At 72.7% G+C, this 23,696-nt stretch carries 16 protein-coding genes; 8 read left to right on the plus strand and 8 right to left on the minus strand.

The annotated features are described in order from the left end of the window. Positions 1 to 7: 7 nt before the first annotated feature. Both CP970_RS36960 and CP970_RS36965 read right to left on the minus strand, forming a co-directional pair. Positions 8 to 811 carry a putative hydro-lyase gene (locus CP970_RS36960; protein WP_055553561.1) on the minus strand — a complete coding sequence of 268 codons (804 nt, stop codon included), beginning with the start codon at positions 809 to 811 and terminating at the stop codon, positions 8 to 10. After that, positions 808 to 2,109, minus strand: a complete 1,302-nt coding sequence (locus CP970_RS36965; RefSeq protein ID WP_055553563.1) for an MFS transporter — start codon at positions 2,107 to 2,109, stop codon at positions 808 to 810. The genes CP970_RS36960 and CP970_RS36965 overlap by 4 nt, the downstream gene beginning before the upstream one ends. A 160-nt stretch (positions 2,110 to 2,269) precedes the next feature. Between CP970_RS36965 and CP970_RS36970 the strand changes: the two genes are divergently transcribed. The 4 genes from CP970_RS36970 to CP970_RS36985 all read left to right on the plus strand — a co-directional run bounded on the left by CP970_RS36970 (position 2,270) and on the right by CP970_RS36985 (position 10,213). Further along, on the plus strand, positions 2,270 to 2,989 hold the full coding sequence (locus CP970_RS36970) for a GntR family transcriptional regulator (protein ID WP_398656445.1): 720 nt from the start codon (positions 2,270 to 2,272) through the stop codon (positions 2,987 to 2,989). 58 nt (positions 2,990 to 3,047) lie between these two features. After that, a complete protein-coding gene (locus tag CP970_RS36975; RefSeq protein WP_055553569.1) occupies positions 3,048 to 4,574 on the plus strand; it encodes a hypothetical protein in 1,527 nt (508 codons plus the stop codon). A gap of 46 nt (positions 4,575 to 4,620) precedes the next feature. Beyond that, complete coding sequence (locus CP970_RS36980) at positions 4,621 to 5,514, plus strand: hypothetical protein (protein ID WP_055553571.1); 894 nt, start codon at positions 4,621 to 4,623, stop codon at positions 5,512 to 5,514. 82 nt (positions 5,515 to 5,596) lie between these two features. After that, on the plus strand, positions 5,597 to 10,213 hold the full coding sequence (locus tag CP970_RS36985; protein ID WP_055553573.1) for a hypothetical protein: 4,617 nt from the start codon (positions 5,597 to 5,599) through the stop codon (positions 10,211 to 10,213). A 13-nt stretch (positions 10,214 to 10,226) separates the two neighbouring features. Here CP970_RS36985 and CP970_RS36990 read toward each other — a convergent pair whose 3' ends face one another. From CP970_RS36990 to CP970_RS37010, 5 genes are all read right to left on the minus strand, one after another. After that, positions 10,227 to 11,348, minus strand: a complete 1,122-nt coding sequence (locus CP970_RS36990; protein ID WP_224058913.1) for an aromatic ring-hydroxylating oxygenase subunit alpha — start codon at positions 11,346 to 11,348, stop codon at positions 10,227 to 10,229. A gap of 11 nt (positions 11,349 to 11,359) precedes the next feature. Next, positions 11,360 to 12,529 (minus strand): N-methyl-L-tryptophan oxidase, encoded by a 1,170-nt coding sequence (gene solA / locus CP970_RS36995; protein ID WP_055553577.1) that lies wholly within the window; start codon positions 12,527 to 12,529, stop codon positions 11,360 to 11,362. Positions 12,530 to 12,669: 140 nt separating this feature from the next. Beyond that, on the minus strand, positions 12,670 to 15,123 hold the full coding sequence (locus CP970_RS37000) for a GcvT family protein (RefSeq protein WP_055553580.1): 2,454 nt from the start codon (positions 15,121 to 15,123) through the stop codon (positions 12,670 to 12,672). Further along, positions 15,120 to 16,205: an S-(hydroxymethyl)mycothiol dehydrogenase gene (locus CP970_RS37005; RefSeq protein WP_055553582.1), complete on the minus strand. Its 1,086-nt coding sequence runs from the start codon at positions 16,203 to 16,205 to the stop codon at positions 15,120 to 15,122. Before CP970_RS37005 ends, CP970_RS37000 begins: the two co-directional genes overlap by 4 nt. Before the next feature lie 283 nt (positions 16,206 to 16,488). Next, positions 16,489 to 17,319: an IclR family transcriptional regulator gene (locus CP970_RS37010; protein WP_224058915.1), complete on the minus strand. Its 831-nt coding sequence runs from the start codon at positions 17,317 to 17,319 to the stop codon at positions 16,489 to 16,491. A 189-nt stretch (positions 17,320 to 17,508) separates the two neighbouring features. Here CP970_RS37010 and CP970_RS37015 point away from each other — a divergent pair, with 189 nt between their 5' ends. Beyond that, positions 17,509 to 17,844, plus strand: coding sequence for a bifunctional 3-phenylpropionate/cinnamic acid dioxygenase ferredoxin subunit (locus CP970_RS37015; RefSeq protein ID WP_055553584.1), 336 nt, complete (start codon positions 17,509 to 17,511; stop codon positions 17,842 to 17,844). Further along, positions 17,841 to 19,067: an NAD(P)/FAD-dependent oxidoreductase gene (locus CP970_RS37020; protein WP_191094995.1), complete on the plus strand. Its 1,227-nt coding sequence runs from the start codon at positions 17,841 to 17,843 to the stop codon at positions 19,065 to 19,067. Before CP970_RS37015 ends, CP970_RS37020 begins: the two co-directional genes overlap by 4 nt. Positions 19,068 to 19,113: 46 nt before the next feature. Here the strand turns inward: CP970_RS37020 and CP970_RS37025 are convergent, their stop codons facing one another. Further along, positions 19,114 to 19,620 carry a hypothetical protein gene (locus tag CP970_RS37025; RefSeq protein WP_055553587.1) on the minus strand — a complete coding sequence of 169 codons (507 nt, stop codon included), beginning with the start codon at positions 19,618 to 19,620 and terminating at the stop codon, positions 19,114 to 19,116. 520 nt (positions 19,621 to 20,140) lie between these two features. Between CP970_RS37025 and CP970_RS37030 the strand changes: the two genes are divergently transcribed. Together CP970_RS37030 and CP970_RS37035 are read left to right on the plus strand one after the other, a co-directional pair. Continuing rightward, entirely contained in the window at positions 20,141 to 23,251 is a 3,111-nt protein-coding gene (locus tag CP970_RS37030; RefSeq protein ID WP_055553592.1) for a sensor histidine kinase, read from the plus strand. Continuing rightward, a complete protein-coding gene (locus CP970_RS37035) occupies positions 23,248 to 23,688 on the plus strand; it encodes a roadblock/LC7 domain-containing protein (RefSeq protein WP_055553594.1) in 441 nt (146 codons plus the stop codon). The genes CP970_RS37030 and CP970_RS37035 overlap by 4 nt, the downstream gene beginning before the upstream one ends. Positions 23,689 to 23,696 lie beyond the last annotated feature (8 nt).

Here is a 23,696-nt window from a genome sequence, read left to right on the forward strand (position 1 = left end):
GCTGTGGTCAGGCCACCCGGTACTGCTCGTCGCGGGCGTCGGTGAGGAACATCCGGCCCGGCGCGTGCGTGATGGCGAAGGGCGGGCGGGAGGCCATGACCGCCGCCTGCGGTGTCACTCCGCACGCCCAGAACACCGGGATGTCATCCGGTTCCGCCGTCACGGGATCGCCGAAGTCGGGGCGGCCCAGGTCCTCGATGCCGAGCCCGGCCGGGTCGCCGCAGTGCACCGGGCCGCCGTGCACCGCGGGCATCAGGGAGCTCTCCTTGATGGCGGCGGCGAGGTGGCGGGGCGGGACCGGGCGCATCGACACCACCATGGGGCCGCGCAGTCGCCCCGCAGGGCGGCAGGGGCGCGCGGTCACGTACATGGAGACGTTGCGGCCCTGCTCGACGTGGCGCAGCGGGACCCCGGCGTCGGCGAGCGCCGACTCGAAGGTGAAGCTGCAGCCGATCAGGAACGACACCAGGTCGCCGCGCCAGTGCTCCACGACGTCCGTGGGCTCGGCGGTCAGCTCGCCGTGCTCCCACACGCGGTAGCGCGGCAGATCCGTACGGAGGTCGGCGTCCGGCGCCAGCGGGGTGCTCCAGGAGCCCGCGTCCGTGACGTCGAGCACCGGACAGGGCTTCGGATTGCGCTGACAGAACAGGAGCATCTCGTACGCCCAGTCGGCGGGGACGGCGATGAGATTGGCCTGTGCGTAACCAGGGGCCCATCCCGCGGTGGGGCTCGTCCCGCCCGAACGGAACGCCGCACGGGCTTCTTCGGGGTCCTGGACGGGCTCCGGGGGACTCTGGAGGGTCCGGCTCACAGCAGCTCCCTCCCGCGCGTCTCGGGCAGGCCGAACAGGGCGATGACGGCGAGGCCGTAACCGATGGCTCCGAAGACCAGCGCGCCGCCCACGCCCCAGCTGTCGGCCAGGAAGCCCACCATGGTGGGGAAGACGGCACCGACCGCGCGGCCCGTGTTGTACGTGAAGCCCTGTCCCGTGCCGCGCACCGCGGCCGGATAGAGCTCGCTCAGGAAGGAGCCGAAGCCGCTGAAGATCGCCGACATGCAGAAGCCGAGCGGGAAACCGAGCACAAGGAGAAGGCCGTTGGCGCCGTCGGGGATGTTCGTGTACGCGAGGATGCAGGCGGCCGAGAGGAACGCGAAGAGCGCGATGTTGCGCTTGCGGCCGAGCTTGTCGGTGAGGTAGCCGCCGGTCAGATAGCCGAGGAACGCACCGGAGATCAGGAAGGCGAGATAGCCGCCCGTGCCCACGACCGTCAGGCCGCGATCCGACTTCAGGTAGGTGGGCACCCAGGTGGCGAGCGTGTAATAGCCGCCCTGCACGCCCGTGGACAGGAGCACGGCGAAGAGCGTGGTGCGCAGCAGCCCGGGCCGGAAGATGGCCGTGAACGATCCCTTGTCCGCGCTCTTCTGGCGCTCGGCCGCCGCCTCCGGTGCGTCGTGCACATGGCGGCGTACGTAGATCACGAGGAGGGCGGGCAGCGCGCCGGTCCAGAACATCACGCGCCAGGCGATGTCGTCGTCGAGGAACTGGAACACCAGGGTGTAGACGACCACCGCGAGCCCCCAGCCGACGGCCCAGGCGCTCTGGATCGCGCCGAGCGTACGGCCTCGGTTCTTTGCGGTGGCGTACTCCGCGACGAGGATCGCGCCGACCGCCCACTCGCCGCCGAAACCGAGCCCCTGGAGGGCGCGGAAGACCAGCAGCGTCTCGTAGTTGGGCGCGAAGCCGCAGGCGACGGTGAAGACCGCGTAGGTGACGACCGTGATCATCAGCGCCTTGACGCGGCCGATCCGGTCGGCGACGACGCCCGCGGCGGCGCCGCCGATCGCCGAGACGACCAGGGTGACCGTGGTGAACAGGCCGGTCTGCCCGCTGTCCAGGCCGAAGTACGCGGCGAGCGCGACCATGCTCAGGGGCAGCGTGAAGTAGTCGTACGAGTCGAGGGCGTAGCCCCCGAAGGCGCCTCCGAAGGCGCGTCGGCCGCGCGGCCCGAGGGCGCGCAGCCAGCCGAACGCCCCGCTGTCGTCGGGGAGTTCGCCCTTGTCGTGGCGTACGTCGGCCGGGGCGGCCTGGGGCGGTGGGGTCGTGCTCATGGGCACCTCACTGGGAGGGGGACGGAGGGTGCTGGAGCGTGCGGGGAGGGCGTCGCGGAGAGTGCGGTCCGCGGCGCCGTGCCCGTCAAGGTAGAGGATCGTTGAACGATCCTTCAATACCCGTGTTGTTTCGTTCCCGCATCTGCGGTTGAATCCGGGCATGGCTGATCCGGGCATGGCTGAGGGGATGGCCGCAGTGGGTGGACTGGCCGACGACCGTGCGCTCCTGGGGCGCACCAGTACCGCCGAGCGGGTCTCCGACATCCTCAGGACCCGCATCGCCGAGGGTTTCTTCCCGCCGGGCACCCGGCTCTCCGAGGACAGCATCGGCGGGGCGCTCGGCGTCTCGCGCAACACGCTGAGAGAGGCGTTCCGGCTGCTCACCCATGAGCGGCTCCTGGAGCACCAGCTCAATCGCGGCGTCTTCGTGCGGGTCCTCACCGTCGAGGACGTCGAGGACATCTACCGCGCCCGCCGCCTCGTGGAGTGCGCCGTCGTGCGCGGTCTCGGCGCACCTCCGTTCGCCCTCGACGGGATCGCGGGCGCCGTCGCCGACGGCCTGCGGGCCGCGGCCGAGAAGAAGTGGAAGGGCGTCTCCACCGCCAACATCCACTTCCACCGTGAACTCGTGGCGCTCGCCGGAAGCGCCCGCATGGACGAACTGATGCGCACCGTGTTCGCCGAACTGCGCCTGGCCTTCCACGTGGTGGACGACCCGCGCGGTCTCCACCAGCCCTACCTCGAACGCAACCAGCGGATCCTGGACACCCTGCGCAAGGGTGACGCCGCACACGCCGAGCGGCTGCTCGCCGACTATCTCCAGGACTCCCTCGCGGGCCTGCTCGAGGTGTACCGGCGGCGCGTCGGCGCGGACGGCTGAGCCAGTCGCTTCTGCGCCGTTTCGACCGTTGTCAGACCGAGGACCTAGTCTGTGCACCGTGACTTCGCCTGCCGTTACGGACACCGCTCCGCCCCAGCTCAGCGCGGGGCCGAGGCCCGCTCTGGGCCCGGCCGCCGACGAGGGCCTGGCGCGCCGCCTGCGCGCCCTCGCCTGCACGGCTCCGCTGCACGACCTCGACGTGCGCAAGGCCAACCTCGCCGGTGAGTACTCGGGGTACGCGATGGCGGAGGTGGCGCTGTCCGCCATCGACCTCGTCACGCTCAACATGGACTTCGACACCGGCGCCGACCACGAGCAGATCGTCGCCAGGCTGCTCCCGCGCGTGGCCGCCCAGGCCCCCCGGCGCCCGGCCGCGGAGCACGAGCGGGTGGCCCGCTGGGTCCTGGAGAACCTGATCAACGTGGGCTCCGTGGACCGCGGTTTCCGCGCGGTGTACGGCACCTTCGCCCCTGATGGGACATATGTCCGCAGGGACTACGACTTCAAGCTCCTCGAAGAGGTCGCGGGGTACGGCGGCGGTGTCTATCTGCGCACGACCGACGAGGCGGTCAACGTCCTGGTGGGCGCCCTCGACACCGACGTCACCAGCGCGCAGATCGCCGCCGAGGTGAAGCTGGAGGTGCTGATCCGCCGCGGCAGGCTGGCCGACGCCCAGCTCGCCGCCGAGCAGGCCCGCTACCGCACCGTGCAGTACTCGGAAACGCTGCGCAAGGCCCTCGACGCGACCCGGCGCAACGTCCGCGCGGTGGACTGGCTCCAGGCCGTCCCCGACATGATCGCCGAGGCCCTGGACCACGTGGCCGACCGGTACCGCCACGAGAACGCGATCCTGACCAACATCCGCAAGGCCCGCGACGAGTCCGAGGACCCCGAACAGAAGCGGCGCGCCGCCGAGCTGGTCGACATCGTCAAGGACTGCATCCGCCGCCACACCCAGCTCCAGTCCCGCCTCCTCGAAGCGGGCCCGCTGTTCCGCGCCGAGCAGGACCGGCAGGCGTTCGCCACGCCCACCGCGCGCGCGGGCCTCGATCTCTACGGCCAGCTCGTCGCGCCGATCCTGCCGCTCCCCGCCGAACAGGCGATCCGCGTGACGGACGCCTTCTTCGCGCGCGGCACCGGCCTGCGCACCCCCGTGTCCGTACGCGTCGGCGACCTCGTCGACATACTGCTCACGCCGCCGGTCGAGCGCGAGCACCTCGGCGCCGAGATGCCCGAGCCCGACCTGATCGCCACTCCGGACGACAGCCGCTTCAGCGAGGAGCAGCTCGCGAGCGCCATGGAGCTGCTCGACCTGCCCGCCGACGCGCCGCGCCGCCTCTCCGGACTCCTCGCGGACGCCCGCCTCCGCGACCGCGAACTGCCCTATCTCGTCGCCCTCCTTGCGGTGCACGCGGCCAGCCCGCCGGTCGGCACCGCCTACCGCCAGGGCGAGGAGAAGCTGCTCTTCGCCGTGGACGACGGCACCCCGCTCGACGACCAGGAGTTCGGCGGCGCCGACCTCATCGTCGGCACGGCCCTCCTGGACGCCGTCGGCATGGCCGCCGACCGGACGGAGGCGGCGTGACCATGTCCCACCCCTCGACGCACCACCCCAGCAAGGAGCACACGCCGTGACCGACCACCCCGCAGAGCACGCCGCGTGGGGCGAGCCGGAGTCCACGGCGGCACCCGCCGCCACCGCGCCCGTCACCCCGGCCGACGCCGCCGACGCGGCCCGGCTCGTCGCCTTCGGACTGCAGCCCAAGCTCCAGCCCGCCCGCGACCAGGAGTACGGCGAACTGCTCCGCCGCTACCGCGAGGACCCGCCCTTCGCGCGGCTCGCCGACGCCGTCGCCGCCGGGCTCGGGCTCGTCGTCCTGGAGGTGTCCCCGCGCGCGGGGATGGCCGTGACCGCCGCCGAGGACTCCGTCTTCGCCGTCCGCATGGGCGACTACGCGCGCCGCACCGCCGCCGACTCCACCGACCGCTTCCTGCACGGCCTCGCGCACCTCGCCGTCGCCGCGATGGCCTTCCCGCGCCCCGAGGACCTCGCCGACGACGGGTACATCGGCCGCGTCACGGTCAACGGAGTCGACGCGTTCGTCCGCCAGGCCTGCCACCGCCTGGAGGAGCGCGCCGAGGAGCAGGGCCAGAACACCGACCCGGCCACCGATGCGCCGGGCCTCGAAGCAGCCTGGCGGATCTGGGCTCGGCGCAGCTCCACCGGCGCCACCAAGGACGCCCGCAGGCTCGCGGGCTCCACCACCGGCATCGTCGGCAAGGCCGCCGCGTTCCTCACCGACTCCGGGTTCCTGCAGCGGACGGGCGACGACTCCGGAGGGACGTACCGCACCACGGCCCGCTATCAGCTCCAGGTGCGCGACATGGCGGGCGGCGCGGCCATGGCCGAACTGCTCGAACTGGGCGTCGTGCCGGTCACCGACGGCTCGGCGACCCTGCTGCCCCCCGAAGACCCCGACGACCTGGAGCTGGCCGCCGACGCGGGCCTGCCCTTCCACTCCTGACGTCACCGCCGCACACCCCCGACGTCACCGCCGCCCCCACCTTCCTGCCGTCCCGCACGACTTACGACGAGAGTCCGCCGCCATGTACGAGCTGTCCCGGGTCCGCCTCTACTCCATCGGTCCGGCCGGTGCGCGCTACGCCGACACCGTGCTCGACCTGCGCGGAGTGGGCGCCGAGGTGCCCGACCCCGCGCCCACCCAGGCGGAGTTCTTCGAGGACGAGCCGGTAGGACCGCCGCGCCGCCCCGCGCCCGCGGGCGTGCTCTTCCTGGAGAACGGCGGCGGCAAGTCCGTCCTGCTCAAGCTGATCTTCTCGGTGATGCTGCCGGGCCACCGCAACACCCTCGGCGGCGCCAGCTCCGGAGTGCTGCGCAAGTTCCTGCTCGCCGACGACTGCGGCCATGTCGCCCTGGAGTGGCAGCACACCCTCACAGGCGAGTGCGTCGTGGTCGGCAAGGTCAGCGAATGGCGCGGCCGCCAGGTCTCCAACGACCCGCGGAAGTTCGCCGAGGCCTGGTACTCCTTCCGTCCTGGCCCCGGCCTGAGCCTGGACTCGCTGCCGGTCGCCGAGTCCACCGCCGTACGGCCTTCGGCGGAGGGCGCGTCCGGCGCGCAGGGACGGCGCCGCACCATGAAGGGGTTCCGGGACGCCCTGACCGAGGCGGTCAAGGCCTACCCCCACCTCGAAATGCACTGGGAAGAGATCCACGACCGCTGGAACGAACACCTGGGCGACCTGGGTCTCGACCCCGAACTCTTCCGCTACCAGCGGGAGATGAACGCCGACGAGGGCGAGGCCGCGGGTCTCTTCGCGGTCAAGAAGGACTCCGACTTCACCGACCTGCTGCTGCGCGCCGTCACGGACACCCGGGACACCGACGGCCTCGCCGACCTCGTCCACGGCTTCGGCAACAAGCTGGGCCGACGTGCCGAGCTCATGGCCGAGCGGGACTTCACGGCGGGCTCCGTCGATCTCCTGGGCCGCATCGTGGACTCCGCCGAGATCCGGGCACGCGCGCGTGACGTGCACACGGGCGCCGAACGGCGCACCCGCACCCTGGCCCGCAGGCTCTCCGCCCGCGGCGTCGAGGAGCGGGGCCGCGCCGCCGAGCTCGCCGAGCAGGTCACCGCCGCCGCGCACACCGTCACCGCCGCCGAGCAGGCGCGCGGCAAGAGCGCCCTGATCTCCGCCGAACTGGCCTACCGGCACGCCTCCCTGGCACTCACCGTCGCCGAGAAGGCCGCGGCCGCCCAGCGCCGCGAGCTCGTCGAGGCGCGCACCCTGCACGCCGCCTGGCAGGCCGCGGAGGCCGTCCTGCGGCACCGCGCCGCCGCCGACCGCTCCGCGCGCGTGGCCGTCGCCATCCGCGAGGCCGAGCGCGACGCGGCTCCCGCGCTCGCCGCCCGCGCCAAGGCCGCGTCCGACCTGGTCCGGGTCCTGCACACGGCCGCCGAAGGCGCCGAGAACCTCGCCAACGAAGAGGAGGAGCGCTCCGCGGCCCTCCAGGAGACCGGCGAGGCCGCACACCGCGACGCCACCGCGGCCGCCACCGAGGCGCAGCGCGCCCGCAGCGAGGTCGGCCACCTGCGCCAGCGCCTGACCGAGGTCGAGCAGGAGACCGCGGAGGCGGTCCGCGCGGGCTGGCTCGACGACACCGCGCCCGACGCCGACCCGGCCCGTGCCGCGCTCGCCGCGAGCGACGCGGAGAAGACCACGGTCGCCGCGTGGGACACCGCCCGTGAGGCGGCCCGCCGCGCCACCGAGCAGGCCAAGGAGGCGGCCGCCGCCGAGGCCCGCGCCGAGCTGACCGCGGCCCGCGCGTCGGACGCCGCGACCGCGGCGGAGGGCGCCCACGACGCGGAGCGCCGCGCCGCGGAGTCCATCGCCGACGACGAAAGGATCGCCGAGCTGCTCGGGCTGCCGGGCGGCGAGTCCGAAGGCGCGGTGCCGGGACCCCGACAGGGAACGCCCGACGAGCGCCGGAGTGCCTTCTCCGTAGCGGAGCTCGACCGCTCCGCCGACGAGCTGCGCACCCTGCTCGACGACGGTGTCGCGGCCGCCGAGCGCAGCCTCTTCGACCTGCGCACCGCGGCCGCCGACGACTCCCGCATCCTCGGTGCCCTCGGCGACGGCGGTCTCCTGCCGCCAGGACCCGACGTCCTGGCCACCGTCGAGTTCCTCGGCGAGCACGGCATCCCCGCGCTGCCCGGCTGGCGCTATCTGGCCCAGGCCGTCGACCCCGCCGACCACGCGCGCGTGCTCGCCGCGAGGCCCGAGCTCGTCGACGGCGTCGTCATCACCGACCCCGACACCCACGCACGCGCCCGTGCCGCGCTCGCCGACGCCGCGCTGCTGCCCCGCTCCGCCGTCGCCGTGGGCACCGCCGCCGCCCTCCTCGCCCCCACGCCGGGCGAACAGGCCGCCGACAGCGGCGTCTTCCTCGTACCGCCGAACCCGGCCATGCACGACGAGCACGCCGCCGACGAGGAGCGCCAGGCGCTGCGCGCGCGGGCCGCCCGGCGCGACGAGGAGATCAGGACGCTCGCCGTCCGGCTCGCCAAGGACCGCGAGCTGGCCGCGCGCCTCGCCTCCTGGCGCTCGGGCTGCCCGAGCGGCCGCCTCGCGGAGCTCGCCACCGCCGCGGAGGCGGCCCGCGCCTTCGCCGAGGAGGCCGAGGCCGAGCTCGCCGAGTGCCGCACGGCCCGCGCGGAGGCCGACGAGACCGCGGGCGACGCGGTACGCGTGCGTGACGAGCGGCAGGAGGCCGCCCAGCGCGCCAGGCGCTCCGCCGACGCCCTCGCGGGCCTCGCCTACCGGCTCCGCGAGCGGGCGGGCTGGCAGGTCAAACTGCGCGAACTGGCCGACGACGCCGTCGAGTCGGAGGCCCGCGCCCAGACCTGCCTGGACCGCGCCCGCGCCGCCGACGAGGACCGCCGCGCCGCCCAGCGCGCCGCCGACGACGCCCGCCGCACCGCGCGCGCCCTGCGCGCCGAGCGCGCCGAGATCGCCGGTGCCCCCGAGGACGTGTCGCAGGAGACGGAGCCCGCCAAGACGTCGCTGCCCGCCCTGCGGGAGGCCTACCGCGCGGCGTCGCAGCTCTACGAGAAGGTCGGTGTCGGCGCCGACCTGCGCGCCGAGCAGGCCCGTGCCGAGAGCGACGAGAGCGCCGCCCTCGCCGAGCTGGACCGGCTCAGCAACAAGGTCCGTACCCGTGCCGCCCTGCTCCTCGAAGGCACCGACGGATCCGACGGCCCCTCCCGGCAGGCCGCCGCCGCGCGCGCGGAGGCCCAGGTCCAGCTGATCGAGGCCCGCTCGGCCACCGCGAGCGAGCAGCTCGGCCGCCTGCGCGGCGAGGCCGAGCGGCACGCGCCCGAGGACGGCGAGGCCCACACCGAGCTGCCCGACGACCGCATCCCCTCGGACGCCGAGCAGGCCCAGGTGCTGCTGCGCACCGCGACCGGTGAACTGGCCGCGCACACCGAGGCGTTGAGCCGCGCCAAGGAAGCGCACGCGGCGCTGCTGCACACCCACCGCACCACGGAGGACGCGGCCGGTGGCTTCGACGAGACCGCCGCGCTGCTGCGGGACCTGCTGCGCGAGCACCAGGGCGAAGAGGCCGAGGAAGCCGTCGAGGCGTTCCCCGGCACCCTCGAAGAGGCCCGCCACTCCGCCGCCGAGGCCCGCCGCTCCCTGCGCGGCTGCGCCGCCGACCTGTCCGCCGCGGAGGCCGCCGTCCGCGAGGCCAGCGACATCCTCGTACGCCATGCGAACGCGACCCGGTACGAGCAGGTGCGCACCCCCGCCCGCCAGCAGATCCGCGAGCTGCCCGCGTCCGCGCTGCCCGAACACGCCAAGAAGTGGGCGGACGCCTTCGCGCCCCGGCTGCGCGTCCTGACGGACGAGCTGGAGCAGTTGGAGCGCAACCGCGACAGCATCGTCGACCGGCTGCGCGGCCTCGTCGAGTCCGCCCTCGCCACCCTGCGCTCCGCCCAGCGCCTGTCCCGCCTTCCGGAGGGCCTGGGGGAGTGGTCGGGCCAGGAGTTCCTGCGCGTCCGCTTCGAGGAGCCCGACCAGACGACGCTCGTCGAGCGCCTCGGCGAGGTCGTCGACGAGGCCACCCGCGCCGCCGTCAAGAAGAACTCCGACATGCGGCGCGACGGCATGTCCCTGCTGCTGCGCGGAGTCCAGGCCGCCCTGGAGCCGCGCGGCATCGCCGTGGAGATCCTCAAGCCGGACGCCGTGCTGCGCGCCGAGCGCGTCCCCGTCGGGCAGATGGGCGACGTGTTCTCGGGCGGCCAGCTGCTCACCGCGGCCATCGCCCTGTACTGCACGATGGCCGCCCTGCGCAGCAACGACCGCGGCCGCGACAAGCACCGGCACGCGGGCACGCTCTTCCTCGACAACCCCATCGGCCGCGCCAACGCGACGTACCTCCTGGAGCTCCAGCGCGCCGTCTCGGACGCGCTCGGCGTGCAGCTGCTCTATACGACGGGGCTGTTCGACACGACGGCGCTCGCGGAGTTCCCGCTGGTCATCCGGTTGCGCAACGACGCGGACCTGCGGGCGGGGCTGAAGTACATCAGCGTCGAGGAGCACCTGCGTCCCGGCCTGCCGCAGCAGGACCCGGGCGGCGAGACGGTGCACGGCGAGATCACCGCGACACGGATGTACAAGCGCCCGGATCCGGTCACTCCGTAGTGGGCCGTTGTCGTCAGGCGGCGAGCCGTTTGGTCAGCCACTCGTGGAACAGGCCGATGTGGTGCTCGGTGGGCACCAGCACGCCGCCCGCGCGGTAGGCGCGTGACGCCATCGCGGGCTGGGTGCGCTCGCAGGCCGCGAAGTCCTGGATGTTGACCCGGTGGAAGAGCTCCACGGACTTCGACAGATCGGCTCCGGAGGCGACGACGTCGGGTGCGTACAGCCAGTCGCACTCGACGACCGTGCGGTCCTCGGCCAGCGGGAACATGCGGTGCAGGATCACGTGGTCGGGGACGAGGTTGATGAACACGGTCGGCTTGACGGTGACCGCGTAGTAGCGCCGGTCCTGGTCCTGCGAGACCGCGGGCAGCCGCCCGAAGCCCGCGCTGCCGTCGACGGTGAAGCCGCCCACCTCGTCGCCGAACGCGGCACCGTGCCCTACGTAGTACTGCGCGGCGAAGCCGTCCGCGAACTCCGGCAGGACGTCGGTGAGTTCGGGGTGGATGGTCGCGCAGTGGTAGCACTCCATGAAGTTCTCGACGATCAGCTTCCAGTTGGCGCGTACGTCGTAGGTGAGGCGCTTGCCGAGCGCGAGTCCCTCGGTGCCGTAGCGCTCGATGGACGCCGGGTCGCCGAGACGTTCGGCCGCCGCGCCGATCACGGTCTCCTCGAAGGAGGGCGGTTCGTCGGCCAGACACACCCAGGCATAGCCGAGCCACTCCCGCAGGGCCACCTTCACCAGGCCGTACGCGGCGCGGTCCACGTCCGGCATCTTCACCAGGTTGGGCGCCGCGATCAGCCTCCCGTCCAGGTCGTACGTCCAGGCGTGGTACGGGCATTGCAGGGCGCGCCTGACCTGTCCGGACTCCTCCGTGCACAGGCGGGCGCCGCGGTGCCTGCAGACGTTGAGGAAGGCGCGCAGCTCGCCGGTGCGCGAGCGGGTGATCAGGACGCTCTCCCTGCCGATGGTCACGGTGCGGAACGCCCCCGGCTCGTCGAGGTCGGCGGCGCGCACCGCGCAGCACCACAGGGCTTCGAAGACGCGTTCCTGCTCCTGCCGGAAGATCTCCGGGTCGGTGTAGTAACGGCCTGGCAGAGTCGTGATGAGACTCGAAGGGACCGGGGTCGTCGGCACGGTCGTACTCCTCAAGCGGGGGCGGCGGCAGCGGGTGCGGCGGCGAGGCGGCTGGGGTCGAAGAGCCCGATGGGGTGATCGGTGTAGCCGTGCAGTGCCAGATCGGCGACGATCTCGCCGACCACGGGCACGAACTTGAAGCCGTGCCCCGAGAATCCGGCCGCGACGGTGACCGAGCCGGGGTGGGCCGGATGCCGCGCGATGACGAAGTGCTCGTCGGGGCTGTTGGAGTACATGCAGGTCGCGGCCTTCAGGAAGCGGCCGGGCAGGGCCGGGATCAGCCGTCCCGCCTGGTCGGCCATCGCGGTCACCTCGTGGTCGTGCACCGTCCGCTCGATGTTCTCCGGAGTGCAGACCGTGCCCTTGCGGAAGAAGGCGACCTTCGCGCCGAGGCCGGGACCGTCGATGGCGGGGAAGCCGTAGACCTGCACGCCGTCGGCGTCCTCCCAGATGTAGATCGGGTGGTTCTCCGGCTCGAACGGGCGCACTCCACCGGTCGGTTCGAACCAGTACATGACCTGCCGCTCGATGGTGAACGGCACCCCGAGGTCGGTCAGCAGGCCCGGCGCCCAGGCGCCCGGGCAGATCACCAACTGGCCGGCGGTGTAGGTGTCCTCCGCGGTGTGCACCCTGACGCCGTCGCGGTAGGGCTCCCACCGCGTCATGGGCTCCTCGAAGTGCAGGTCGGCGCCCCGCTGGGTGGCCAGCTGGAGGTGGGCCGCCACGGTGTTCTCCGGACGGACCAGACCCGCCCGCGCCTCGTACAGCGCCACCTCGTCGTCGCGCGGCGTCAGCGTGGGAAAGCGGCGGCGGATCTCCTTGGCGTCGAGCATCTCGTGGGGCAGGTCCCACTGCTCGGCGGAGCGCCGTGATCCGGACACGGTGCGGCTCTCGGGGCGGCCCAGCATCACGCCGCCGCAGAGCGTGGCGACCTCGCGCCCGGTGTCCTTTTCGAGGCGGTCGTAGAGCTCGTAGGCGCGCAGCAGCAGGGGTACGTACGCGGGATCCTCGAAGTAGGACTGCCGGGTGACGCGCGAACCGCCGTGACTGGAGCCGCGGTTGTGCACCGGGCCGAACCTCTCCAGACCGAGCACGCGGGCGCCGCGCGAGGACAGGTGGTGGGCGGCGGCACTCCCCATGCCGCCGAGACCGATGACGATGACGTCGTACGTGGGTGGCACGGGATTCCTCCGGAATGTCGGGCGGTTGAGCGGCCTTGTGGAAGTTCGGTGCGGTTCGGGTGCGCCCCGAAGGGGCGCGGGGAACTGCGCGACCAGCCACGGCGCGCCCGCAGATGTGGACCGTATTTCCCGCGGAGCGCTTAGCGGCGGATGCGGGTCATCTTCGGGTCGAACAGCGGCTCGTCGTAGACCGTCGCGGGCACCTTCTCCCCGAAGTACTCGATGTGCACGCCGGTCCCGGTGTCCAGAACGGGCAGCCAGGCGTACGCGACACAGCGCCCCAGCGTGTAGCCGTAAGCGGCACTGGTGACGTATCCGGCCGGAACGCCGTCTACGTAGACGGGCTCTTTGCCGAGGACGACGGCGGACGGGTCGTCGAGGAGCAGCGCGGTGAGCCGCCGGGTGGGCGCCCCGCGTGCCTCCAGCGCGGCGCGGCCGACGAAATCGCCCTTCTCCATGCGGACGGCGAAGCCGACGCCCGCTTCGTAGGGGTCGTGTTCGGCCGTCATGTCGTGGCCCCAGGCCCGGTAACCCTTCTCCAGGCGCAGGCTGTTGAACGCGGACCGACCCGCCGCGATCACGCCGTGCTCGCGCCCCGCCTCCCACAGCGTGTCCCAGAGCCGCAGCCCCAGATCGGCGGTGGTGTACAGCTCCCAGCCCAGTTCACCGACGTACGACAGACGCATCGCCGTCACCGGTACGTGCCCGATGGCGGTCTCCCGGGCCTTGAAGTAGCCGAACGCCTCGTGCGAGAAGTCGTCGCGGGTGAGCGGCTGCACGAGCGCGCGGGCCAGCGGGCCCCAGACGCCGACACAGCAGGTGCCGGGCGTGATGTCGCCGATGTGTACGTCGTGTGGCGCGTGCCGCAGGAGCCAGTCGAGGTCGGCGGGGGAGTTGGCGCCGACCTGGAAGCGGTCGGGCGCGAGCCGGGCCACGGTCAGGTCGGAGCGGATGCCGCCCGCCTCGTCGAGGAGCAGGGTGTAGGTGACCGAACCTGGCCGCTTGGCGAGGTTGTTGGTGGTCATGCGCTGGAGGAAGGCGAGGGCCCCGGGGCCCGTGACCTCCAGGCGGCGCAGCGGCGTCATGTCGTACAGGGCGACCCGCTCGCGCGTGGCGCGTGCCTCGGCTGCCGCGATCGGCGACCAGTGGCGGGCCGACCAGGCGTCACGTTCCGGTAGCTCGATGCCCTCGGCCAGCGGGGCGTTGGCCTCGTACCAGTGCGGACGCTCCCAGCCGCCGCCCTCCAGGAAGACGGCTCCCAGCTCCCGCTGACGCGCGTAAAAGGGGCTGACCCGCAGCGGCCTCGGCGAGTCCAGGGGCTGCAGCGGGTGGATGACGTCGTACACCTCGACGAACTGCTGTGCGCCACGCTCGGCGACGTAGGCCGGGGTGCGCTGCGCGTCCTCGAACCGCGTCAGGTCGCAGTCGTGCACGTCGAGCGAGGGCCGCCCGTCGACCATCCACTCGGCGACCGCCTTGGCCACGCCCGCGGAGTGCGTGACCCACACGGCCTCGGCCAGCCAGAAACCGCGCAGCGCACGGGATTCGCCGAGCACGGGCATGCCGTCGGGCGTGAAGGAGAAGACGCCGTTGAAGCCCTCTTCGATCTCCGTGCCCCTAAGCGCGGGGACCAGCAGGCGGCAGTCCTCCCAACTGGGCGCGAAGTCCTCCTCGGTGAAGGGGTACGAGGACGGCATCTCCACGGAGTCGTCGTACGCCGGGACCGTGAACGGGTCGACGGGCAGCGGCCGGTGTGCGTACGAGCCGATGCCGATGCGATCGACGTGCTCACGGAAGTACAGGTCCCTGTCCTGGAAGCGGAGGATCGGCCTCGACGCCTCCGTACGGGGGTCGTTGAGGCCCGCGAGTTCGGGCAGCGCCCGCGTCCTCGCGTACTGGTGGGCGAGCGGGAGGAGGGGTACGTCGACCCCGGCCATCCGGCCGATCACCGGGCCCCAGAAGCCCGCCGCCGAGACCACGTGATCGGCGGGGAAGGTGCCGCGGTCGGTGACGACGGCGGTGACGCGGCCGCCGTCACCGCCTTCCCGCTCGATGCCCGTCACGGTGTGCCGGTCGAGAAAACGTGCTCCACGCGTGCGTGCCCGCTCCATCTGCGCGCGACAGGCGGGCAGCGCGCGGGCCAGACCGTCCTTCGGCGTGTACAGACCGCCGTACAGCCGGGACTCGTCGATCAGCGGCCACAGCTCCTTGCACCGCTCGGGCGGGATCAGTTCGGCGTCGCCGATGCCCCAGGACGCGGCGAAGCCCGCCTTGCGGTGCAGATCCGCCCAGCGCTCGGGCGTCGTGGCGATCTCAAGGCCGCCGACGGCGTTGAAGCAGGAGAGTCCGTCCGCCTCAAGAGAGGCGAACTTCTCGACGGTGTACGACGCGAACGCGGTGAGGGTCTTCGAAGGCCCCGTGCGGAACACCAGACCCGGTGCGTGCGAGGTGGATCCGCCGGGCGCGGGCAGCGGCCCCTGCTCCAGTACGGTCACGTCGGTCCAGCCGCGTGCGGTGAGTTCGTCGGCGAGGGAGCACCCGACGATGCCCGCGCCGATGACGACCACGCGCGGTCCGTGCGGCGCGGCGCTCACAGGACCACCACCGAGCGCAGCACCTCGCCCCGGTGCATCCGGGCGAACGCCTCCTCGACCTGTTCGAGGGAGATCGTCTCGGAGACGAAACCGCCGAGGTCGAGACGGCGGGTGAGGTACTGGTCGACGAGGATCGGGAAGTCCCGCGTCGGCAGACAGTCCCCGTACCAGGACGACTTGAGCGCGCCGCCGCGCGAGAACAGGTCGATCAGCGGCAGGTCGATCGCCGCCTCCGGGTCCGGCACACCGACCTGGACGAGCACGCCCGCGTGGTCACGCATGTAGAAGGCCTGCTTGTAGGTCGCGGGGATGCCGACCGCGTCGATGGCGACGTCGACCCCGAAACCGCCGGTGAGTTCGCGGACCGCCTCGACCGGCTCTGTGCCGCGCGAGTTGACCGTGTGGGTGGCGCCGAACCGCGTCGCCCCGTCGAGCTTCGCGTCGTCGATGTCGACGGCGATGACGCGGCGGGCTCCGGCCAGCGAGGCCCCGGCGATCGCCGCGTTGCCGACGCCGCCGCAGCCGATGACCGCCACCGTGTCGCCGCGGCCGACCCCACCGGTGTTCACCGCGGCCCCGTACCCGGCCATCACGCCGCAGCCGATCAGACCGGCGGCCTCGGGCCTTGCGGCCGGGTCGACCTTCACCGCCTGCCCCGCGGCGACCAGTGTCTTCTCGGCGAAGGCGCCGATGCCGAGGGCCGGGCTCAGCGGGGTGCCGTCCGTGAGCGTCATGGGCTGCTGGGCGTTGCGCGAGTCGAAGCAGTACCAGGGGCGGCCGCGCAGACAGGAGCGGCAGGCTCCGCAGGGCGCGCGCCAGGCGAGGATCACGTAGTCGCCCGGCCTGAGGTCGACGACGTCCGCGCCGACCGCGTCGACGGTGCCCGCCGCCTCATGGCCGAGCAGGAACGGGAAGTCGTCGTTGATCGCGCCCTCCCTGTAATGCAGATCCGTGTGGCAGACCCCGCAGGCCTGCACGGATACCAGTACCTCTCCCGGTCCGGGATCTGGCACGACGATCGTCTGCACCTCGACGGGTGCGCCCCTCTTCAGGGCCACGACGGCACGGACCTCGTGTGGCACGGCCAGGCTCCTCTGCTGTTGCGCACGGCACGACGGTGTGGTGCGTACGGCACGACGGCGTGATGCGTACGGCGCGATGGCGTTGTTGCGTACTGCACGATCGGTTGCGCTATGAGAGACATAGTGGGAACGCCATCAAGAGGCCGTCAAGGGGGCGGAGTTAACCCTTCGCAAAACCCGGGGGCGCACGGAAACACGGCAGACACGAACGAGGGTGGGGTCGACACGAACGAGGGCGGGGCCGGGAATTCCCGGCCCCGCCCTCGTTCGGATCCGCGCCCGGTCAGAAGCCGTACCCCATCCGCCGGGAGAGCTCCACGGCCGCCGCGACCGTGCGCTTGGCGAGCTCGGTCAGCCGGTCCTCGGTCAGCCGGTACACCGGCCCCGACGCGCTGAGCGCCCCGATCACCTTGCCGTCGTGCCCCCGCACGGGCGCGGCGACGGCGGCCAGACCGACCTCCAACTCCTCGACGGCGACGGCGAATCCAAGTTCCACGACGGTCTCAAGATCGCCGCGCAGCGCCACCGTTCCCGTCACCGTGTGCTCGGTGAGCCGCGGCAGCGTGCGCGCTATCAGGCCCTCGCGCAGCGTGGTCGGCAGATGCGCGAGGAGCACCTTGCCGCTGGAGGTGGCGTGCAGCGGGGTGCGTCTGCCCAGCCAGTTCTGCGCGGTCACCGACGCCGGGCCGCGCGCCTGCATGATGTTGACCGCGGCGTCGTCGTCCAGGACCGCGATGTTGACCGTCTCGCCCAGCTCGTCGGCGAGCTCCCGGCAGACCGGGCCGCCCTCCTGGGAGATGTCCATGCGCACTGCCGCCGCCCCCGCCAGACGGAGTACGCCCGCGCCCAGGAAGTACTTGCCGCGGTCCTTGGCCTGACCGACGAGCCCGCGGTTCTCCAGCACCCCGAGGAGCCGGAAGGCCGTCGACTTGTGCACGCCCAACTCGTCGGCGATGTCGGTGACTCCGGCCTCGCCGAGCCGCGCGAGGATCTCCAGGACGCTCACCGCGCGGTCCACGGACTGGACGGATCCGGCGGCTCCCTTCGGCTGCCGCTCCCGGGCTCGCCCGTCGGGGCCACTGTTCTGATCAGCCTGTTTCCGCGTGCCGGTCATATCTCAACTCTCACTACCTGGCGGCCCGTCGGGCCGCGTCTTCGGGAAGCCCTTGACGCGGTGGGCTTCCCGACCGGATTCTGTTGCGCATAGCGCTCCCTCGTGCGCCATGCGAAACATCATGTTACCGAAGGGTCTTGTCCCCAGAAGGGGCCAGGACCGGGCCGAATGAGACCAAGAGGGGGGCCCATGATTCCCGTATGCCGCCTTGTCGACCTCCCCGCGGGCGAGTCCGTCCGTCTCGACACCACGCCGCCCGTCGCGGTGTTCAACGCCGACGGCGAGCTCTTCGCCATCGACGACACGTGCAGCCATCAGGACGCATCCCTGTCCGAGGGATGGCTGGAGGGCTGTCTGGTCGAATGCCCGCTCCACGCCGCCTCATTCGATCTCCGTACCGGGCGGCCGACCTGCCTGCCCGCCCGCAAGCCCGTCCGCACCCACGAGGTGCATGTCGCGGACGGCATGATCCATGTCCGCCTCGCCGCCGACGCCGGGGCGACCGGGGAGGGATCCGCCGCATGAGGGCCATCACCGTGGTGGGCGCCTCGCTCGCGGGCCTCTACGCGGCACGCGAGCTGCGGGCCCAGGGATTCGACGGCCGCCTCACCGTCGTCGGGGCCGAACCGCACCAGCCGTACGACCGGCCGCCCCTGTCCAAAGACTTCCTCATGGGTGCGGGGGACGAGGGCGAACTCGGCCAACTCGACCAACTCGCCCTCACCGACCCGGAGGAGATGGCCGAACTCCGTGCCGAATGGATCCTCGGCACGCGGGCGCGGGCGCTCGACGTGCGGGGCCGCACGGTCGTCCTGGACGACGGGCGCACCCTGGCGAGCGACGGCGTGGTCGTCGCCACCGGGGCCCGCGCGAGGCGGCTGCCGGGACCCCCGCTCGCGGGCGTCCACACCTTGCGCGGTCTCGACGACGCGCTTGCGCTGCGCGCCGAACTGACCCGGGGCCCACGCCGCGTCGTGGTGATCGGCGGGGGCTTCATCGGCGCCGAGACCGCGTCCTCGTGCGTGGCGCTCGGCCACGACGTCACGGTCGTCGAGGCCGCGCCGCTTCCGCTCGCCGCCCAGCTCGGCCCCGAACTCGCACCGGTGTGCGCTGGCCTCCATGCACGGGGCGGGGCGCGGTTGTTGACCGGGGTGGGCGTGGCCGGGCTCGTGGGCGCCGGGTCCGGGGCGCTGTCCGCCGTCAGGGCCGTGGAGCTCGCCGACGGGCGCTCGCTGCCCGCCGACGTGGTCGTCGTCGGCATCGGCGCCACCCCCAACACCGGTTGGCTCGCGGGCTCCTCCCTCGCCGTGGCCGACGGCATCCTGTGCGACGACGGCTGCGCGACGGCGCTGCCCCAGGTCGTCGCGGTCGGTGACGTCGCACGCGTGGGTGGCGTCCGGGCCGAGCACTGGACGAGCGCCACGGAGCAACCCCGCGTCGCCGTAAGGAACTTGCTGGCCGGACGCACGGTCGAGGCGGCCCGCCCGCTGCCGTACTTCTGGTCGGATCAGTACGGCTCCCGCATCCAGTTCGCGGGCCGTCGAGGGGACGGCGACACCGTCCGCATCCTCGAAGGCTCCCCTGAGGCCCTCGGTGAGGGCGGCTTCCTCGCCGTCTACGAGCGGGCGGGCCGCACCACGGCGGCCCTCGCCGTGGACCGGGCACGTTCCTTCATGAAGGTGCGCCGGGGGCTCGCCGCTCAGGAGAATCAGGCGCACCAGGTGAATCAGGCGAAGGAGTACGTCTGAGTCAGGGGCAGGGGCAGGGGCAGGGGCAGCGCACCACGCGGCCCCCTCAAGGGTGGGACAACTGTCCCGCCCCACCCCGCCTACGTATGCGCACCTTGCCGCGCCCCTCCGCGCGGGCCTGCCGACGCGCTCGGCGCCGCTCCCTTCGCAGGCGGCGTGCCGTGCTGCTCGGTGCCGACACGACGCCATTGCGCTGGTTCCACACCTGGCGGGTCACCCACACGTCGAGGACGCCCCACGTCGCGACGACCGTACTGGCCACGCTGCTCAGCACCATGGGGAAGGACAGCCAGGAACCGGCGAGCGCGGACAGGAAGGCGACCATCGCCTGCACCAGGGTGAGTGCCACTATGATCACGGCCCGCACGGCGGACGTGCGCACGGGATCGGGCAGCCGCCTTCTGCGCGCGGGTTCCTCCACCCACAAGGGCGGGCGCTGCGCCGGATCTTCGCGCTCCCGTTCTTCGCGCTCCCGCGAAGCCGCCCCCCTCGCCGTCCCGGCCCCTGCGGCCGCACCGCCTCCGGACGCCCTGTGGCGCTCTGTCGTGCCCATCGATTCGTCACTCCCCCCGCGCCTCGCGGCCTTTCGCCGGACGCAACCGGTCCAACTCACCAGTGGCTGCCCGTTTTACTGCGCTTTATGTCGCTCGCGCACGGTCCGGCCCATGGTTCACACCTTGCCCATGTCCGATCCGCGCCCGCTCCGCGACGGCTGCTCCATGCCCCTCTCCCTGACTGACGAACGGGAGATCCGAAAGATTCCCGCGATGCTTCCGCGAATCGGCCTCGATCCGGTCGTGATGCGGTCGCGAACCTTCCGCACAGCGAAGAGTTCAGGCCAACTGGCGTACAGGGAAAGGAGGATGAGCGCAGGTGGCATGCGGTACATGCTGGGACGCAATCTCCCGTAATGAAGGGACAACTGGGGACGTCCCTTTCCCGTCACGGCCGAAAAGCGTTCGGATGCGCCTTCGAGTTGCCCGTGGGTCAGTAGTAGGCTCGCGCCGTTTGTTGACGCACATGTGTGCCCCTGGCCCATGCACCGGCCACAGGGGGCCGATCAGGGGGAGGCCATGCGCTTTCGCGGGAAGTCCATCCGCCGGAAGATCGTGGCACTGCTGCTCGTGCCGCTGGTTTCCCTGACCGCGATATGGGGCTTCGCCACCGTCATCACCGGTCGCGAGGCGAATCGAGTGCTCGGCGCGTCCTACGTCGTCGACAAGCTCGGCTATCCCATCGAGGACACGATCCGCGTGGTCCAGGAGGAGCGCAGGCGGACCCTCGTCTACCTCGCCGACCCACGCGCCTCCGACGCCCTCGCCGCCCTGCGCCGCAGTCGCACCGCGACCGACGACATGGTCAGCAAGGTGCGGGCGAAGGCCGACGACCCGGACATCAGGGACGACGTCGAAGGCGACTCCGAGGAGCAGCTCACCGCGCTCGTCGAGGCGTTCGGCGGCATCGACTCGCTGCGCCGCACCGTCGAACAGGGCACGATCACGCGGGCCGGCGCCCTGAAGATGTACTCGAAGCTGGTCGACCCCTGCTTCGGGTTCCTGACCACGCTCAACGGCTTCGCCGGGCTCGACGACGTGGGCCTCGACCAGCAGGGCCGCGCTCTCGTCGGCATCTCCCGCGCGCGTGAACTGCTCTCCCGCGAGGACGCGTTGCTCGGTTCGTCCCTCGTCGCGCGACGGGTCACCAAGCCGGAGATCCGGCAGGTCGCCGAGTTGCGGGCGCAGCGCGAACTGCTCAACGAGGTGAACCTCGCACAGCTGCCCGAGGGCGACCGCGAGCGCTACGAGCGGTTCTGGAACGGCGCGGAGACCACCCAGCTGCGCAAGGCCGAGGAAGACGTCATCGCCTCCGCGCCCGGCACCCCGCACGTGGTGACGGCGGCCCACTGGGACGAGTCGGCGAGCCGGGTCCTCAAGGAGCTCACGACGCGCAACATCGAGGCGGCCGACCGCTTCCAGGACCGCGTCGAACCGGCCTCCGTCGGCGTCATCGTCCGTGCGGTCGTGGCGGGTGTGGTGGGTCTCCTCGCCCTGCTGCTCTCGCTCTTCATGTCCGTACGCATCGGACGCAGCCTCATCCGCGACCTGCGCCGCCTGCGACTGGAGGCCCACGAGGCGTCCGGCGTCCGACTGCCCGGCGTGCTGCGCCGACTGGCGGCCGGCGAACAGGTGGACGTGGAGACCGAGTCGCCGCGACTGTCGTACGACAAGGATGAGATCGGGCAGGTCGGGCAGGCGCTCAACACCCTGCAGCGGGCCGCGGTGGAAGCCACCGTCAAACAGGCCGACCTGCGCCGCGGCGTCTCCGACGTGTTCGTCAACCTCGCCCGGCGCAGTCAGGTCCTGCTGCACAAGCAGCTCACGCTCCTGGACACCATGGAGCGGCGCACCGAGGACACCGACGAACTCGCCGACCTCTTCCGCCTCGACCACCTGACCACCCGCATGCGACGGCACGCCGAGGGCCTCGTGATCCTCTCCGGAGCGGCCCCCTCGCGACAGTGGCGCAAGCCCGTCCAGCTCATGGACGTGGTCCGCGCCGCCGTGGCCGAGGTCGAGGACTACGAGCGCATCGAGGTGCGCCGCCTGCCCCGCATCGCGGTCACCGGACCCGCCGTCGCCGACCTCACGCACCTGATGGCCGAGCTCCTGGAGAACGCCACGGTGTTCTCGCCGCCGCACACCGCCGTGCAGGTCCTGGGCGAGCACGTCGCCAACGGCTTCACCCTGGAGATCCACGACCGCGGCCTCGGCATGGCCGCCGACGCACTGCTCGACGCCAACCTGCGGCTCGCCGAGACCCCCGAGTTCGAACTGTCCGACACCGACCGGCTCGGTCTGTTCGTGGTCAGTCGGCTCGCGCAGCGCCAGCGCGTCCGTGTCTCGCTGCAGCCATCGCCGTACGGCGGTACGACGGCGGTCGTCTTCATCCCCGAGGGCCTGCTCACCGACGACGTGCCCGACACCGGCGGCGTCGGCTTCCGGCTCGACCGGCCGCAGCCCAAGGAGCCCGCCGTCAGCACCGACAAGACGGCCGACCGTGCGGCGGCGCTCGCCCAGGTGCCCGTGCAGCTGCCCGGACTTCCCGCGTCCGTCCTCGACGGCCCCATCGAGCTGGAGGCCCCCGTCGGCATGGCGGACCTCGACTCCTTCCCCGGCGAGATCGGCGACGAGGACAGCGAGATCGGCGGGATCTTCCGGCCGCGGCGCCGGGTGGCGGGCACACCGGGGGAGCAGCACCAGCAGGCCCGCGACGAGCGGGAGGCGGGCCGCGCCGAGCCCACCCGCCCCGACGCTTCGGCGGGCCGCGCCACCGACGAGACCGCCGAAGGCGCCCACTCCGAAGGACCCGTTCAGCTGCCGCGCCGCAGGACTCCCAAGCTGGTCAGCTCGCACGGCCGCCCCGTGACGCACACCCGTCCCGGGGACAGCCGCCCCGCGGACAACCGGCCGCCGGACAGCAGGCCGCAGGAGGGCGCCCCCTTCGGGGAGCGGCCCGACGGCGGCGGACCGTTCGACGACCGGTTCGACGACCGGCCGCTCGAACCCGCGGGCGAGGACGAGACGCCGGGGCGCACCCGGCGCCCAGGGACCACGGAGGGCCCGGCGGGCACCCGCCCGCCGCAGCGCACCGCGCCCGGCGGCCTCGACCTGCCGCGCCGCCCCGAGCCGCAGTCGGCCTGGCCCGACCTGTCACCGCCGCACCGGGACGTCACGGCCACCGACGACGCCGAAGGGCCCGCGGAGCTGCCCAGGCGCCGCCGTACCGGCCTCCAGGGCCGTGGCACCCAGGACCGCACCGACGCGCGGCCGCCCGTCGCTCCGGTGCCCGACGCGGCACCGGGCCGCCAGGACCCGGAGACCGGCCGACGTCACCTCGACACCGACCAGCACAGGAGCACCGACCAGGACCGCAACACCATGACCACTCCGGGCGGACTGCCTCGCCGTGTCCGGCAGGCCAACCTCGCCCCGCAGTTGAAGGACAGTCCGGACCGCCGTTCCGAGCGCGCCGAGACCCGGCCGGAGGAGCGCGACGCGGACGAGGTACGCAGCCGCATGGCCTCGCTCCAGCGGGGCTGGCAGCGCGGCCGGGACGAGAACGCCGCAGGCGACACCGCCACGGACGGCACAGCACCAGGAACCACAGAGGGGGACGGTCGATGACCGCACCGAAGGCCGACGCACGCACCGCCACGACCGGGGGGTCAGGTGAGCTGAACTGGCTCCTCGACGACCTGGTGCAGCGCGTCGCCAGCATCCGCAAGGCGCTCGTCCTCTCGGGCGACGGCCTGCCCACCGGCGTGTCGAAGAACCTGACCAGGGAGGACAGCGAGCACCTCGCCGCCGTCGCCTCCGGGTTCCACAGCCTCGCCAAGGGCGTGGGCAGACACTTCGAGGCGGGCAGGGTCCGGCAGACCGTCGTCGAGCTCGACGACGCGTTCCTCTTCGTCACGGCGGCGGGCGACGGCAGCTGTCTGGCCGTACTCGCCGACGCGGACTCGGACGTCGGTCTGGTGGCGTACGAAATGACGCTGCTGGTCAAGAGGGTGGGTGTGCATCTGGGGACGGCGCCGCGCACGGACCTGCCCGCCGGGGGGTAGTGGGAGGT

The organism is Streptomyces kanamyceticus, from assembly GCF_008704495.1.
Taxonomy (GTDB): domain Bacteria; phylum Actinomycetota; class Actinomycetes; order Streptomycetales; family Streptomycetaceae; genus Streptomyces; species Streptomyces kanamyceticus.

Bases quoted from the DNA above. Each gene is read 5' to 3' on its own strand.
- CP970_RS36965 (WP_055553563.1), bottom strand. From the start codon at position 2,109: ATGAGCACGACCCCACCGCCCCAGGCCGCCCCGGCCGACGTACGCCAC.
- CP970_RS36970 (WP_398656445.1), top strand. From the start codon at position 2,270: ATGGCTGATCCGGGCATGGCTGAGGGGATGGCCGCAGTGGGTGGACTG.
- CP970_RS36985 (WP_055553573.1), top strand. From the start codon at position 5,597: ATGTACGAGCTGTCCCGGGTCCGCCTCTACTCCATCGGTCCGGCCGGT.
- CP970_RS37010 (WP_224058915.1), bottom strand. From the start codon at position 17,319: ATGACCGGCACGCGGAAACAGGCTGATCAGAACAGTGGCCCCGACGGG.
- CP970_RS37015 (WP_055553584.1), top strand. From the start codon at position 17,509: ATGATTCCCGTATGCCGCCTTGTCGACCTCCCCGCGGGCGAGTCCGTC.
- CP970_RS37020 (WP_191094995.1), top strand. From the start codon at position 17,841: ATGAGGGCCATCACCGTGGTGGGCGCCTCGCTCGCGGGCCTCTACGCG.
- CP970_RS37025 (WP_055553587.1), bottom strand. From the start codon at position 19,620: ATGGGCACGACAGAGCGCCACAGGGCGTCCGGAGGCGGTGCGGCCGCA.
- CP970_RS37030 (WP_055553592.1), top strand. From the start codon at position 20,141: ATGCGCTTTCGCGGGAAGTCCATCCGCCGGAAGATCGTGGCACTGCTG.
- CP970_RS37035 (WP_055553594.1), top strand. From the start codon at position 23,248: ATGACCGCACCGAAGGCCGACGCACGCACCGCCACGACCGGGGGGTCA.